Raw genomic sequence first — 15589 nt, forward strand, 5'->3', positions numbered from 1 at the left:
ATGGACTCGTTGCGGTACAAGCGAAGTGGCATTTTGACTTTCAAGCCAACACAATAAAACATCGCAGAGTGCTTTCCCTACCCCGCTTAGGAAGGGAAGTTCGGAGCCATAGGCGGTATCAAATTTACGAGTCCCAATATCAATGGGCAATACTGGAATATCAACGGCTCACGCACAACGCTGGACTAGGGAAATTATGAGGGGATCCGTCAGATTGGCACTAACTCGGTTGCCAAAGACTATGAGTCGTTACGTGTCCATTTAGGTGAAGAAAGCATCAGTTTATTAGGCTACTCATACGGTACGCGTTTAGCTGCCGTTTACGCCAGTTTTTACCCTGAGCGAGTGAGAGCAATGGTTCTGGATTCTCCAATGCCACCTACTCTGGGAAGCGTTGCTCAGATTAATCTTTCTGAAGCGCCATCTTACGAGGATATCGGTGCATTTAGGCTAGGCTCGCCTCAGCGCTTACAGTCGCTACAGAATATAATTCAACAAATTGGTACAACTGGCAGCTATCTCGCAGCTGATGGCTTTGAGGTTAGTCAAGATGAGCTTACTAAAATACTTGATATTCTATTAAGATTAAGTCCTTCTATAGAATGGGAAATGACACAAGCAGGGCTGAATGAATTACTGGATTCTGATGAAGCTCATACTTTTAAAGTTGAGCTTGCGAAATTCCGAGAGTCACCTTTAACGTCCTTGGAAGACCTTAGGTTCCAACTAATGTTGCAAGCTGTAAACTGTGTTGATGAATCCCAACCTATTGATTTCAATGAGGTTGAGGCGCTTTATCCAGAGTTTTTAGAGGCCACTCCGACTTTTGCTAACTTGGTTTTCCCTCATTCACACTTGTGTAGCCAGTGGACGGGTGAGCGAGATCCTGTGCCGGCTATTGAAAATATGGAGCAAAAATTATCAGGGCAATCAGTTTTACTGGTTGCGGGTAAGCTCGATCCGAGAACGGCTTATTCTTGGGGACAAGACATGCAAGCCAGTTTCGGTGAAAGAGCAGCCTTGGTTACGGTAACTGAAGTTATTGATCATGGTTTCTCATTCAGTGGTTACTCTTGCGTGGACGATGTTGCTGTGTCATACCTTATTGACCCGACGTTAGACGTTTCTGACAAAGTATGCCAAGGCAATATTCAAGGTAGAAAATACAACCCGAATGCTGAGGTGCACCCGGTGAAACGTTTAAACGACGTACAGCCCCATTATATTAATAATAGGGGACAGTAAGCTTCTCTTTGGTTAAAGCAAGCCCTATTTTTAGGGCTTTTTATTGACTTTGAGGATTGTAAGATGGGCTTTAGTGCAAAAATTATGCGCTATTTCTCCTGATATTGAGATAAAGCCTGTTTGGTTTTTTGATGTAAGTTAAATGCAAATAAAGCTAACCAGCTTAGAGAAAAAGCCATCATGCTGTCAGTGGTGATTGGGCGTTCCGTAATCACTAACCAAATAATGGTTTCTACAATGATTAATATGGTTGCAAAAGTAATTGCCTGCAACAGTGTTTTCATGGAACCCCCTAAAAGAACTTTCATGTTAATGAGAAGGCGTATTGTGCAAAAAGTATGCTGAATAGGGGCTTAATCATTGGCGGTTATTCTATTTTTCTTGTTAGCGTCATCATTCCCAGCTCGTTTATTGCAAGCCTATCCACATTTGATTAGCATGCGAGGCAACTTCTGTTTTTGAGAGCCATATTATGCAAGTGTTAGTCATAGGTTACGTCTGGCCAGAGCCTAATTCATCTGCTGCCGGCAGTCATATGATGTCATTATTGCGTTTGTTTAAAGCGCAGCAATGGTCTGTCACTTTTGCCAGTCCGGCTCAGACTACCGAGCATATGCAGGATCTCAATGCAGAAGGCATTGAAGTGGTCAACATTGCGCTAAATTGCAGTTCATTCGATGACTTTATTGCCGAGTTACAACCTGAGCTGGTGATGTTTGATCGCTTTATGATGGAAGAGCAGTTTGCTTGGCGTGTGGAAAAAGTTTGCCCCGATGCGATGCGGTTACTCGACACCGAAGACCTGCAGTGCTTGCGCCAAGGACGACATCAAGCGCTCAAACAGCAGCGCCCGTTTGAGCCATTACAAGATTTAAGTTCTGACATCGCCAAACGAGAGATTGCGGCGATTTATCGTAGCGATTTGTCTCTGATTATCTCCGATTATGAAATGCAACTATTGCAACGTCATTTCGCCATGCCAGCGACGCTATTGCATCATTTACCCTTTATGCTTGATGCTTCAAGTCTGCAAGGAAATTCTTTAAGTTTCGATGAGCGCCAACACTTTGTCACCATTGGCAACTTTCGTCATGCCCCTAACTGGGACTGTGTATTATGGTTAAGCCAATTATGGCCGGCCATTAGAAAGCAGTTACCTCACGCTGAAATGCACATTTATGGCTCCTATCCTCCGCCCAAAGCTACCGCATTAAGTAACCCTAAAACGGGCTTTTTGGTAAAAGGGTGGGCGGATGATGCTCAGCAAGTGTTGGCGAGTGCCAAAATTTGCTTAGCCCCGCTGCGTTTTGGTGCAGGTATTAAAGGGAAGTTGATTGATGCAATGCAAACGCAAACGCCGAGTATTACCACCTCTATTGGCAGTGAAGGCATGATGGCACAAGATAACTGGCCAGGACTTATCGCTGCAAATGAACACGAAATAGTGACAGCGGCAGTGGCGCTGTACCAAGATGCGGACTTATGGCAAAAAAAACAGCTGCGATGTCACGAGCTTATCAAACAAGCCTATCACGGTGAGTGGCTTGGCGCTGCTTTGATAGAGCGTATTAAGCGCTTAAGATCACAGCTAGCAACGCATCGTCAGCAAAACTTCACTGGCGCCATGCTAAGGCATCATAGTATGAAGAGCACTCAATATATGTCGCAATGGATAGAGTTAAAGAATAAATAGTTCTAATCAGTGACCCAGCTCCACTATCGCTACAAATTATGAATAACTTGATTTGAATTACTGAGCATTTACGGCGAATCTTAATCAAGGACATTGAGTTAGAGGTGAAAAGTGGTTTTACCAGATGACAAGAAGTTAATTGTGATTTGCCGGGTTGAGCCTGGTTGTCTGGGGCCGCAAGGCGTGGACTACATTGAAGACTTTTGTTTATACGCAGAGCAGTCTCTGCTGAGTGTCGACTCGGCATATATTCGCTGGCGTATCATTCCTCGTTACGACAAATCTTTACCAGAAACACAATATATGGTGGCTGATCGTAAATTGTCTCCAGAGCAAGGACATAAATACATGAGCATGTTTGACAAAAATCTAGAAGATTTTGAAGAGCATTTACATGAAAAACTCAGTGAGTTGATTGACCAACATTTAGGGCGCTGATGTGCGCCCTGTTTATCTCAACAATATACTTTGTTAGTGGTTGCAGCGTTGACAGCCGCAACCCCCTCTCTTTTAACTGTCCGTGTTGGCTTTTTGCATGCTATTTTCACTTTTAGCCAGCGCCGAGTTGGCGTTTGGCTGACAGAAAAATAACACGCGTTTGCGATTGCTGGCACGAGCTTGGCAGTCTAATCCATCTGACTCTGTTAACGCTTGCTGCTGATGCTTGCGGATCACGACAAATGCTTGCTCGTCAATGGCGTCGATATCGGTGATTTTTTGCGCTTTTCCAGAGGAATAAAATTGCCCTGAAAAGGGTTTTTTACCAAAATACAGCAGTTCACTTTGGCCTGCTTCGGTTTGTGCCGTCCAGCTCGCCATCAAATCTTTGTCGGCGGTTTTACCCGAAAAACCAAGGCCAATATACAGAGCCGCTACCAATGCGATGACGGGAGTAATAAGCCCCACTTTAAGCCAATGGCTTGAGTATGGGTTTTGTTCAAAGGTTTGCTCTGCAGATTTATCTTCGCTTTTCATGCAGTACAGGCACAATAAGATAGCCATAGCCGGTAAGCCAGGTACAACGTAAGCGGGAAGTATATTTCCGGCGAAAGTAAACAAAACCATAGGCGAGACTAACCAACACCATAGAAAAGATTGCTGATTGGGGTAGAGGTTGGCGTTGCGTGCAGACAAGCGACCGTGTTTACAGGCCTGCCAAATTAGTATCGGGGACCATGGTAACGCGGTGGCAAGCCAAAACAGCCAAATCATGCCTTTAGGTTGATCATGAGCGCTGCCGTATAGGTCGCCTTCCCAGCCGGGCACTAAAAACCGTTGGAAATGCTCGCCAATGATAAAGTATTGCAAAAAGCCTGGCGTTGCGATTTCAGCGGCAATGTACCAAGGCAGTGTCAAAGCAAAGAACAGCAGTGAACCTTTTATCCAAGGCAACTTACGCCACACGTGTTGCCACAGTTTATTAAACGTTAGCCAAGGCACTAAGCTCAGGCCAACCAATACTAAAATGAGTGGGCCTTTGGCTAACATGCCAAGGGCGAGGGCGGCAAAAAAGCCGTAACCATAGATTTTATGCTGGTTGTCATCATTTTGCTGCCAGTTAAACCAAAAGCATATCAAAGCTAAGGTCATGGATAAGGTTAAAGCCATGTCTGTCATAACAGCGCCAGCGGTGACGAGATAGCCACAGGTAGTCATTAAAATCGCCAATGCCATCCAAGCGGCTTTACGTGAGTTCAATAAGCTTTTGGCAAGGTAGAAAACGGGAACCAAGGTCAGCACGCCAATTAATAAGTGCGGAAAACGTGCGGCAAACTCATTGATACCAAAAACGCTAAACCCTACCGCGCTTAACCAAGCAAACAGCGGCGGCTTGCCCCAAAAAGGCACGTTATAATCAAACATGGGTGTCACCCAGTTGCCTGTTTCTACCATGATGCGCGCCATTTCACCGTACCTAGCTTCTGTGGTGTCCATTAAAGGGAACATGGCTAAAGAGGCCAAGCGAACAAAAATCGCTATACCTATCAACAACAAAACCCAATGCCAGCGGGTAAATAATGGTGTATGTTTCATCATAGAGTCCTGTTTTATGGCGTTGCCTATCTCATGGGTCAACAGCGAAAAATTGGTTGTTGTCACGCTCAGCGGCGCAGCAGTTTATGGGCTTTGATGCTTGTGAGTGTGCTGCGCAACAGAGTCATTACTTTCGCTGCTTAGGATAAGTAGCCCGGTGTAGAAAAACTGTATTCGACATTTTTTCTACATTTTTTTCGGCAAAATGCAGAGACAGATTAAGGAGTTCGAATGAAGCTGTTGTTGGTTGAAGATCACCATGATATTGCCGGTGTGTTATTTGATTATTTTGAATTGAAAGGTTACACCCTAGAGCATGCCATTAATGGTGAGCTTGGCTTTAAGCTGGCTCAGCAACAGCATTATGATTTAATTATCTTGGATATTTCATTACCAGGAGTCAGTGGGTTGCAAGTGTGTAAACAGTTAAGAGAAGACGGTAATGATACCCCTATTTTAATGTTAACCGCCCGTGAAACCCGTGACGATACCTTGGCGGGTTTTAAAGTCGGGGCCGATGACTATTTGATAAAACCGTTTGATTTAGACATTCTGGACGCGCGCATCGACGCCATTCTACGGCGGCGAAAACCGACCACTAAAGCGTGGCAATTTTCTGAGTTAAGCTTAATGCAAGCCGAGCGTATGGCCGTTCGCCAACAACAAAAGATCCCGCTTAACCCTACCGCGTTTACGATTTTAAAGTTACTCATGACACACGCTCCTGACGTTGTGACTCGCGAGCAGATGATTGATACCTTATGGCCCGATGATGTACCTGAAGGCGATTTACTGCGCAGTCATATTTATCAATTACGTTGCGTCATTGATAGACCGTTTCGCCATGAAATGATCAAAACAGTGCCTAAAATAGGTTTTAAGTTACAAGCGGTTCCGACCGAAAATACAGAGTCGTGATAATGGTTTTACCTACCCAGCAGCAGCTTTTCACCAAATATTTTTCTGGCATCGCCTTGGTTTTGGTGGTGCTGCAGTACAGTTTGTTTCATTTAACCCTCTTGGTTAGTGAAGAATTTGCGTCTTATCAGCGGATAGAGTTGCTTAAAGAAGACGCGATAAAAGGTTATCAGGCTGGGGTCAGGGGCATTCAAAAGTTGTCGCCTATTGCGTACGCCTACCAAAATTCAGCCAATGTTCCACCATTAGTGCCTAGACCCTTGCCGCAAGAGAAGGGGGAGATCCTGTCTTTGTTCAGTGATTACCACGGCGAAGACGGTTTTGAAGAATCAAAAACCGAGTTTGTTTACAGTTATGACGAGTTTTTACTCAATGGTGAGATTCAAAGCCTGTATATTGTGCTATTTCAAGGTGAAGTCGAAGCCGATGATGTCCTGATTATATTGGTGGAGCTAGGTTTTTTGCTGATTTCAATTGGCTCGCTGTTTTTAGCGTATTTATTGATAGCCAAAGTGTCCAATAAGCTTGCTGCGCCAATCACGGCGACGGCAGATTATTTTGAGCAGCACCAAGGTGAGCCTAATCAACAGAGTTTAGCGAGCTTGCAAGCAAAATCTCGGGAAGTGCAGAGCTTGATAGACAGTTTGGCAGTCTACCAGCAAAAAGTGGCGCAACTGGTTGAGCGTGAACGCCGTTTTACCCGCTACGCTAGCCATGAATTACGCACCCCTCTGATGGTGATGAAGGGCGCAAATAGCTTACTCAAACAAAGCCAGCAAGCTGACTTTGTATTGCGTCAGCAACAGCGAATAGAAGGTGCTTGCGATGATATGCAAAACTTCATTGAAGCTTTGTTGTCGCTGCAAAAGATTAGCCAAGAGAAGCCGGTACAGCGAGCTGTGGCTAAGGTGGAGATCCAAGATATAGTGGCAAGTCACCTATCACTGCTGCAGCCTGGGGTGCATTATCAGGTGGAGGTAGCCGAAGAAACCCAAACCTTTGCCAGTGAAACATTATTGCAACTTTTACTGGGCAATTTAGTGAAAAATGCCTTTAGTCATACTCAAGCTGGTAGCGTTAACGTCACTTTGGATAATCATGCTTTGATCGTCACCGATACCGGCACAGGCCTTGGCCAATCGCAAATGTCCCAAGACAGCCATGGGCTTGGGTTATTGATTGTAAAAGACATTTGCCGCTTGTTTCATTGGCAATTTCAGTTGCAAGATAATCTGCCACATGGTTGCCGTGCGCACGTGAGTTTTGAGCCAAGCGCGGCTTTAGGCGCGCCTCCACAAGGGCTTTAGGTTTTTAATTCGGCCCTGTTCGGTCGCTTTCCAAGGGTGCTTGCGTTATCTTTTTTGCGCTTTTAAATAACAAGCGCTTGTTGTTCATAACCTTAATGCGAGTATTAGGTTATGGTGAGTAACACTCGAATATTAACAATCACCTAAGGGGGCGGATTTGCAACAGGTCTATTTATTTGATTGGGGCGATACCTTAATGGTCGACTTTGCCGACCAGCAAGGGAAAATGTGTCATTGGCAATCAGTGCAAGCCGTGGATGGCGCTAAACCATTATTGGCCCGAATATCTCAACACCACAGCGTTTATATTGCGACAAACGCCGTGGATTCAGATGTTGCAGATATTCAGCAAGCGTTTGAACGAGCGCAGTTAGCGGAATATATAGACGGCTATTTCTGTCATGCCAATGTCGGTATTGGCAAGGGCAGCGCCGAATTTTTTCACCGCATTGCAGCTAGCTTGAAGTTAAGTACTGAGTCCATGGTCATGGTGGGGGATAGCATTGAAAATGACATTGTGCCCGCCCTGGACGCTGGTCTTGATGCTATTTGGTTTAACCCCAAGGGCAAGCCTGACTTTAGTCAGAGCGTCGGCGAAAAAGTGCAACAGGTAAGCGCTTTGTGTCAAATTGCTCCCCGTATTTAATCAGTCCTCGCCCGTCCATTATTAATCCGTTCTGACCAATAAGCCGTGACGGTAACTGCCGTTTAAACCAGTGTGATGCATTTAAGGTAAGCGCACCAATATACGAGGCTCATAGCGGAAATATTGATTTAATTTTAATGAATTTACAGATAGTGACTATATTGGAGTAAAGCTCAATAACAGTTTTTACTAAGGCTTTTATTGCGCAGGTTAAGCTGTTTGTTAATACACATTAAAAGGAAATACGATGAAACAGAGCTGGTTGGTGCAAATTACACTTGGCATTTGCTTATTATTCACAGGCATTGTCAACGCGCAAAGCGAAGACCCTCTTCCGTCGTGGAATGAAGGCAAGGCAAAGCAATCCATCATTAAATTTGTTACTGCAGTCACGACACCCGACTCCGCCGATTTTGTTGCGATCCCGGAGCGAATAGCCACCTTTGATAATGACGGTACACTGTGGGCCGAAAAACCGATGTATTTTCAGTTATTTTTTGCCATCGACAGAATCAAGCAATTGGCTCCACAACATCCTGAATGGAAAGAACAAGAGCCGTACGCGTCGATTCTTAAGGGAGATATGAAAGCGGCCTTGGCAGGGGGTGAAAAGGCCATTCTTGACCTGATTATGGCCACACATGCAGGCATGACAACCGAGGAGTTTTCGCAGCAAGTGACGGCCTGGTTAGCCCATGCTAAACACCCTAAAACACAATTAAAATTCACCGATATGGTTTACCAGCCGATGTTAGAGTTATTGGCTTACCTGCGTGCGAATGACTTTAAAACCTATATTGTGTCGGGTGGCGGCATCGCGTTTATGCGGCCTTGGACTGAGCAAGTTTATGGCATACCCCCAGAACAAGTCGTAGGCAGCAGTATTAAAACACAGTTTGAAATGCGCGGTGATACGCCGGTGATTGTGGGCTTACCAGAGCTTAACTTTTTAGACGATAAAGAAGGCAAGCCCGTTGCTATTAACCAATATATTGGGCGGCGTCCAATCGCATCGTTTGGTAACTCTGACGGCGATTTACAAATGTTACAGTGGACCACTGCGGGTAAAGGCCCCAGGTTTGCGCTCTATGTGCATCATACTGATGCTGCGCGTGAGTGGGCCTATGACAGAGACTCAAGCGTTGGGCGTTTAGACAAAGGACTCGATGAAGCCAAGCAAAAAGGCTGGACCTTGGTGGACATGAAACAAGACTGGCGAGTGATTTACCCAAGCCAAATGGCGCAATAAAACGTCATAGGTAAAGTCTTTCATTAGCTCATTAGCTCATTAGCTCATTAGCTCGTTAGCGCTCGGCGGTTTTGGCTTTTTTGATGTCTTAATGATGTGTCACTATTTGGTAACTTTATTTGGCCTACATGGCATATTCTGGCTCTAACAACAAGGTATCTTATGACCTAACTTGATAAGGATGAGCTATGAATAAACTGAAAGAGCTACTACTTTGCAGCGTGATCACTTTAGCCGTAGTGGTGACATTCCACAGCGTGTGGGATTGGGTCACCATTGCCCATTACCAAGCAGCTCTGGGCATGTCTGTGATATTGAGTGTGATCCTGAAAGGGGCGATCAGCTTTGAAAAAGTAGCCGCGGCTTACCTTTTAAAGCAGCAAACCTTACCCAAGCTGAAACGCGGCATTGCTTCTTACATAATTTTGGTGGGGTCGAAGTTTTTAGCCATGGCTGTCATTGGTGCTACTTTCCAACAGGCTATTATGTTTACAGGTGCACTGAACGGCTTGATCGCATTTTTTGCTGTGATCTTTGCTGTGCTAGGCATTGAGTCCCTGGTACCTAAGTGGCAAACCTCAGACCTTGATGAAGGAACTACGAGAGACGCTGTAGTCCTAAAGTAATGTGCTGCACCCGCTACTTCAGCGTTTACGAAAGCCGTGACATGACTTTTCATGTCGCGGCTTTTTTACGCCTGAATGCTTTCGACCTGCCTTAGTAGATGTTAAAAATAATATTATCAATAAAAAATATAAACAGATTCCATTTTTATCGTCATTATAAAAATAACTGAGGACGACTAGGCTCTAAAGCATTTGTGGTTAGCAAGCCTGTGCCAGCCAGATATTCAACCTCGGAGGACATAATGGAATACAAAAACTTTCAGACATTTTCTGTCGAAATTAAAGCCGCCATTGCTTGGGTGACGTTTGATTTCGGCGCTGTTAACGTGCAGGGGCAAGAAATGCTGGCAGATTTAAGCAGTTTAGCATTACGCTTGGAGCGCGATAGAAGTGTAAAAGTAGTGGTTTTTCAATCTGCTAACCCTGATATTTGGGTGTGCCACTACGACACTAATTTACTGCGGGATATGTCAGAAGATGCCGTTTCGAGAGAAGAAGTCAAACTGCTCGACTTACAAGCCATTTGCGAAAGGATCAGCAAGTTACCGCAAGCGACTATTGCAAAGCTGGAAGGTTTTGCAAGAGGTGGTGGTCATGAGTTGGCTTTAGCTTGTGATATGCGCTTTGCGGCGCGAGGTAAGTTCAAGTTTATGCAAATGGAAGTTGGCATGGGTATTTTACCCTGTGGCGGCGGTGCGTCGCGTATGGCGAGGCAGGTAGGCTTAGGCAGAGCCCTTGAAATTATTTTAAGTGCGCGCGATTTTGATGCTGACGAGGCTGAAGCGTGGGGCACCATTAACAAAGCGTTTGAGCCCGATGAAATCGGGCCTTATGTGGAGACCCTGGCGAATCGGATTGCGCAATTTCCAGCAGAGTCGATCAATGCTTGTAAACAAATGGTGTATGAATCAATCGACAAACCGATTGATGAAGCGCTAAAAGCTGAGGCCTATTGGTTGTACCAAGCAACCAGTAAAACACCAGCGATCAAACGCTTCACGTGGGCTGACGAACAAGGAGCGCAGTTTGACTTAGATAACCAGCGTAACTGGAATACCATGGTGATGCAGGTGCAAGATATTCAACATGATTAACGCTCAGGCTGGGGGTGGCTAATGGTTATTAGGGCTGCTCGATGTTATTTAGCCGTTGCCGCTGCGTGAAACTGACACGCAGCGGCGTTCTGTGTTGCATGGCCATATCGCTCACGTTTGATGGCCTAGAAACACCTTAAGGCTCTTTTTGCACATCGGCTAATTAAGGCTCTTTTTGCACATCGGCTAATTCAGGCTCTTTTTGCACATCGGCTAATTCAGGCTCTTTTTGCACATCGGCTAATTAAGGCTCTTTTTGCACATCGGCTAATTCAGGCTCTTTTTGCACATCGGCTAATTCAGGCTCTTTTTGCACATCGGCTAATTAAGGCTCTTTTTGCACATCGGCTAATTCAGGCTCTTTTTGCACATCGGCTAATTCAGGCTCTTTTTGCACATCGGCTAATTAAGGCTCTTTTTGCACATCGGCTAATTCAGGCTCTTTTTGCACATCGGCTAATTCAGGCTCTTTTTGCACATCGGCTAATTCAGGCTCTTTTTGCACATCAGCTAATTGTTGCTCTAATTGCTTACCCACGTATTCTGGAGAGTGCGTATGGCGCGCCAGCAGCTGATACATTGCGGGTATCACGTAAAGGGTAACCAAGGTGGCTAATGCCATGCCGGCGAATATCACTGTACCCACGGCAATACGACTTTCTGCGCCCGCGCCAGTGCTTAACAGCAGTGGAATAGCGCCAATCAAGGTTGTGAAAGCTGTCATCATGATAGGCCTTAAACGTCTGCGCGCCGCTTGGATGATAGCTTGTTCAAAGGCGATGCCTTGGTCGCGCAGTTGGTTTGCAAACTCGACAATTAAAATGCCGTTTTTAGTCACCATGCCTATCAACATGATCATGCCAATTTGACTGTACACATTTAAACTGCCTTGACTTAACCAAAGGCCAAGTAAGCCACCAACGATCCCCATTGGCACGGTAAACATCACCACCAATGGATTAATGAAGCTTTCAAATTGCGCTGCCAACACCAAGTAAGCCACCACTAACGCGAGGGCAAACACTATGTATATGTCGCTTTGGTTTTCTTTGAAATCTTTTGACTCGCCGCTGTAGTCTATGCTGATGTCAGAAGGCAGCATAGGCTGGGCGGTTTCAGCAAGGTAATCCAGCGCTGTACCTAAGGTCACCCCGGGGGCAAGGCTAGCCGATAAGGTTATCGACTTTTGCTTTTGCAGATGACTTAACCGCCGAGGGGAGGCAACTTCCTCTACCTGAGTGACGGTGTCTAAGGTGATCAGCTGTCCCGATTTAGTTCGCAGATAAATCTGGTTAAGATCGCTGGCGTTGTTAAAGCTATTTTCATTACCCCGCAAATACACATCATACTCTTCACCGCGTTCAATAAAGGTGGTTTCAGTTTGCCCGCCTAGCATTACTTCTAAAGTTTCTGAAATTTCAGCGACGCTAATGCCGAGTTGCGCAGCGCGTGGGCGATCAATATGCACGACTAACTCAGGAGTAGTGGCTGCATAATCAAGGTCAACGCCGGTTAATAAACCACTGTTTTCGGCAACCAGCTTTAATTGTTCGGCATGCTGGTATAGCTCTTCGTAATCGCTGCCGCGCAATACAAATTGCACTGGGTCGTTTGAGCCTCCTCGAAAGCCTGGCAACATGGGCCAAATTTTCACATCCGGAATGCCTTGCAAGGTGTTGCGGATCAAGGCTAGCGCTTGCTGTGCTGAGGTATCACGCTCAGCCCAATCCTCCAACTGCATAATCACGAAGCCGGTATTGTCGCCTGCACGGCCGCCAAAAGCTGGCGCCTGAATGCTAACAGAGCGAATCACGCCTTGGCCTACTAAGGGCAATAACTTGGCTTCTACTTGCTCCACGTTTTTAATCATGCGGTTGTAACTGGTGCCTTCTGCGCCTTTGATAAAAGCAAATATTACGCCGCGATCTTCTTGCGGTGCTAATTGATTTGGCACGCTCTGAACCAGAGCATAGCTCCCCGCTAAGCACGACACTATGATCACGGGGGAGAGCCAAGCGCGGCGAACAAAAATGCTCAAGCTGGCTTGGTAAAGACTTTCAAACTTCGCAAATGCGGCGTCTACTTTAGTGCTTAACGCAGACTTTTTACTGTGCTGGCGAAACAGCTTACTGGCCAAAACAGGTGATAAGGTCAGGGCGACCAGAGAAGAAAAGGCCACTGACACCGCCAGTAGTACCGCAAATTCAGTGAATAATCGGCCCACCATGCCATCCATAAAGGTGATAGGTAAAAAGACCATCACCAGTACTAAAGTGGTAGCGATAACGGCAAATCCTACTTCGCGACAACCTTGATAGGCGGCAACCAGCGGCGTTTTGCCTTGCTCTAAATGGTGAAAGATATTTTCAATCACAACGATGGTGTCATCGACCACTAAGCCAATGGCCAATATCAGCGCCATCAAGGTTAATAAATTAATGGAAAAACCGAAAAAATAAGCGGCGATAAAGGCCGATATTAACGATACAGGAACCGTGATAGCCGGTATTAATGTGGCGCGAGCTTGACCGATAAAAATATAGAGCACCAAAATGACCAAAATGCCGGTGATCATGAGGGTCTGGTAGACTTCGCTGATGGAGCGTTCAATAAATACGGTTGCGTCGTAATCGACGTAAAGTGACGTTCCCGCAGGCAAAACGTGCTGCAATTTGGCTACTTCCGCTCGCACGGCTTTAGCAACCGTCAATGGGTTCGCGTCTGACTGCGGCACTATGCCTAGGCTTAAGTTTTGAACGCCATCGCTTTTAAAGGTTGAGTCTTCATTTTGCGCACCGACCCACACTTTGGCCACGTCTTTGAGGTAGGTCGGCGGGCCTTGTGGGTGATGTTTAATGGCTAAGTAGTCAAAGTCTTGAGCGGTTAAATATAACCGACTGGTACGCACTGGCATGGTGGTGACATCATTTCGAACTTCGCCACCTGGGGTTTCCATGTTCTCTTGTTTTAACGTAGCGATAATGTCTGAGGTGGTAACGCCGTGGCCAGCCATCAATACCGGATCAAGTTGTACGTACATGACTTTATACAAGGCACCAGAAATGCCAATGTCACTGACGCCAGAAATAAAGCTGAACCTGTCTTCAAGTACCCGTTGAGCGTAGTCAGTTAATTGGGTTCGATCCATTTCAGACGAGGTCAGGTTGATGTAAATTGACGGTTCGCCGCTGCCGTTATCTTTGGATACCACAGGATCATCGGCTTCATCAGGTAAACTGCGTGATGCCCGTGCGACTGCGTCACGCACATCGCTCACGCCTTCGGTAATGTTCCAGTCCATCAAAAAGGTGATGGTTATCTGCGACATGCCATTGCGGCTGACGGAGCTGATATTATCAATACCGCTGATACCATTAAGTTGATCTTCTAATGCTTTAGTGACCTGGCTTTCCATAATCGAAGCCGACGCGCCACTATAACTGGTACTGATAGTGACCACAGGGTTTTCGATCTCTGGCATTTCACGCACGGCAAGCTTGGTAAACGAAACTATGCCAAAGATGACCAGCAATAAGCTGATAACAATGCCAAAAACCGGGCGCTTGATAGCGATATCTGACAATAACATTTAGCTTGCCTTCACCTGTAGTTCATTGACGCTAAGACCGTCACGCATGTTCACCAAACCTTGCACCACTATCTTATCGCCGACCATCACACCTTGTTCTATCACCACGCTGTTATCAATTCGCTGGCCTAAAGTAACTTGCACCCGCTCGGCAATGCCTTGTGGGGTGATGCGGTAAACAAATCTGTGGGTGCCAGAGTATTCTAGCGCTTGCACCGGAATAATGGCTTGCGACTGCTGCGGAAATTGCATTAACGCGGTTAATAACATGCCTGGCTTTAAACGTTGCTCTGGGTTGTTAAATTCTACTTGCACGCGAATATTTAGGGTATCTGGGTCCACTCGAGAGTCAACGGCCGTGACTTTGCCTTCAAAGGTTTGGCTGGGCCAAGCTTTGGCTTGGGCTTTGATCGCCATGCCTTGGCTAATGCTCGATAAGTACCGCTCGGGTACATATAGATCCAGCTGCATGGTGGCTAAATTATCGAGGTGTAATACCGGCGTGCCTACGGCCACCATCTCGCCTAGGTTTAAATCAATAATACCAAGGGTGCCCGCAAACGGTGCTTTTAACTGATGGTCTTGCACCGCCGCCTTGGCAGCAGTTAGGCGTGCTTTAGCCACATTAACACTGGCGCGCTGCGCATCAAGCTCGGTTTGAGTGACAGCGCCGCGGCTGATAATTCGGCTAAATTCGTTGAGTTTGCGTTGTTCTTCTTCTAACACCGCTTGCGCTTCAATTAAGGCAGCTTGCGCTTGACTGTCATCCAATTGCACCAACACTTGGTTTTGATTCACTTGCGTATTGGTGAGCACCATAAGCTTGGCTATCGGCGCTAACTCTTTAAACGATAAACTGGCAGATTGCGCCGCCGTTAGCGTGCCAATAAGTTGTAAGCTAGGTGCGATATGATGGCGCTCAACGGCACCTGTAATCACGTCCACTTTTTTATCGACTTTAGCACTCGGTTTAGCTGCGCGAGCTTGAGTCAATCCCATATATAAGGTGCCAGCGACTGCCAACACTAATACTAAGCCCCAAGAAAGCTTGGTCTTTGTCATGATTGCTACCTAAATAAGCTATATTCAGCGCACTATAACGGATTTACAGTATAGTGCTGTTTATCTGCGTAAATAATGGTAAATGTTAGTGAATAATTTGGCTATTAGGGCTTATGCCTAGATAAA

The 15589-nt window shown here is 46.0% G+C and carries 13 protein-coding genes; 9 read left to right on the plus strand and 4 right to left on the minus strand.

From position 1 onward, the window contains the following. Window positions 1-213 precede the first annotated feature (213 nt). Window positions 214-1245, plus strand: coding sequence for an alpha/beta fold hydrolase (locus D1Z90_RS16110; RefSeq protein ID WP_269777047.1), 1032 nt, complete (start codon window positions 214-216; stop codon window positions 1243-1245). Between the two features lie 89 nt (window positions 1246-1334). Here the strand turns inward: D1Z90_RS16110 and D1Z90_RS16115 are convergent, their stop codons facing one another. Continuing rightward, entirely contained in the window at window positions 1335-1529 is a 195-nt protein-coding gene (locus D1Z90_RS16115; protein WP_119911825.1) for a hypothetical protein, read from the minus strand. A 185-nt stretch (window positions 1530-1714) separates the two neighbouring features. Here D1Z90_RS16115 and D1Z90_RS16120 point away from each other — a divergent pair, with 185 nt between their 5' ends. Both D1Z90_RS16120 and D1Z90_RS16125 read left to right on the plus strand, forming a co-directional pair. Continuing rightward, a complete protein-coding gene (locus D1Z90_RS16120; protein WP_119911827.1) occupies window positions 1715-2938 on the plus strand; it encodes a glycosyltransferase in 1224 nt (407 codons plus the stop codon). Between the two features lie 111 nt (window positions 2939-3049). Further along, window positions 3050-3376, plus strand: a complete 327-nt coding sequence (locus D1Z90_RS16125) for a hypothetical protein (protein ID WP_119911828.1) — start codon at window positions 3050-3052, stop codon at window positions 3374-3376. A gap of 72 nt (window positions 3377-3448) precedes the next feature. Here D1Z90_RS16125 and D1Z90_RS16130 read toward each other — a convergent pair whose 3' ends face one another. Then, the gene (locus tag D1Z90_RS16130) at window positions 3449-4975 is read right to left on the minus strand and encodes an ArnT family glycosyltransferase (protein ID WP_119911830.1); all 1527 of its coding nucleotides are present in this window, start codon (window positions 4973-4975) and stop codon (window positions 3449-3451) included. A gap of 228 nt (window positions 4976-5203) precedes the next feature. Here D1Z90_RS16130 and D1Z90_RS16135 point away from each other — a divergent pair, with 228 nt between their 5' ends. From D1Z90_RS16135 to D1Z90_RS16160, 6 genes are all read left to right on the plus strand, one after another. After that, window positions 5204-5890 (plus strand): response regulator transcription factor, encoded by a 687-nt coding sequence (locus tag D1Z90_RS16135; RefSeq protein ID WP_119911832.1) that lies wholly within the window; start codon window positions 5204-5206, stop codon window positions 5888-5890. A 2-nt stretch (window positions 5891-5892) separates the two neighbouring features. Next, on the plus strand, window positions 5893-7197 hold the full coding sequence (locus D1Z90_RS16140) for a sensor histidine kinase (protein ID WP_119911833.1): 1305 nt from the start codon (window positions 5893-5895) through the stop codon (window positions 7195-7197). A 157-nt stretch (window positions 7198-7354) separates the two neighbouring features. Continuing rightward, a complete protein-coding gene (locus D1Z90_RS16145; protein ID WP_198419234.1) occupies window positions 7355-7843 on the plus strand; it encodes an HAD family hydrolase in 489 nt (162 codons plus the stop codon). 247 nt (window positions 7844-8090) lie between these two features. Then, complete coding sequence (locus D1Z90_RS16150; protein ID WP_119911835.1) at window positions 8091-9092, plus strand: HAD family hydrolase; 1002 nt, start codon at window positions 8091-8093, stop codon at window positions 9090-9092. Window positions 9093-9280: 188 nt separating this feature from the next. Continuing rightward, the gene (locus D1Z90_RS16155) at window positions 9281-9718 is read left to right on the plus strand and encodes a hypothetical protein (RefSeq protein WP_119911836.1); all 438 of its coding nucleotides are present in this window, start codon (window positions 9281-9283) and stop codon (window positions 9716-9718) included. Between the two features lie 242 nt (window positions 9719-9960). Then, window positions 9961-10812, plus strand: a complete 852-nt coding sequence (locus D1Z90_RS16160) for an enoyl-CoA hydratase/isomerase family protein (RefSeq protein ID WP_119911838.1) — start codon at window positions 9961-9963, stop codon at window positions 10810-10812. Between the two features lie 406 nt (window positions 10813-11218). Here the strand turns inward: D1Z90_RS16160 and D1Z90_RS16165 are convergent, their stop codons facing one another. Next, on the minus strand, window positions 11219-14401 hold the full coding sequence (locus tag D1Z90_RS16165; RefSeq protein ID WP_119911840.1) for a multidrug efflux RND transporter permease subunit: 3183 nt from the start codon (window positions 14399-14401) through the stop codon (window positions 11219-11221). Beyond that, complete coding sequence (locus D1Z90_RS16170; RefSeq protein WP_119911841.1) at window positions 14402-15463, minus strand: efflux RND transporter periplasmic adaptor subunit; 1062 nt, start codon at window positions 15461-15463, stop codon at window positions 14402-14404. Between the last annotated feature and the right edge of the window lie 126 nt (window positions 15464-15589).

Origin of the sequence: Motilimonas pumila, from assembly GCF_003596335.1 — a bacterium.
Lineage (GTDB): Bacteria > Pseudomonadota > Gammaproteobacteria > Enterobacterales > CBDFNC01 > Motilimonas > Motilimonas pumila.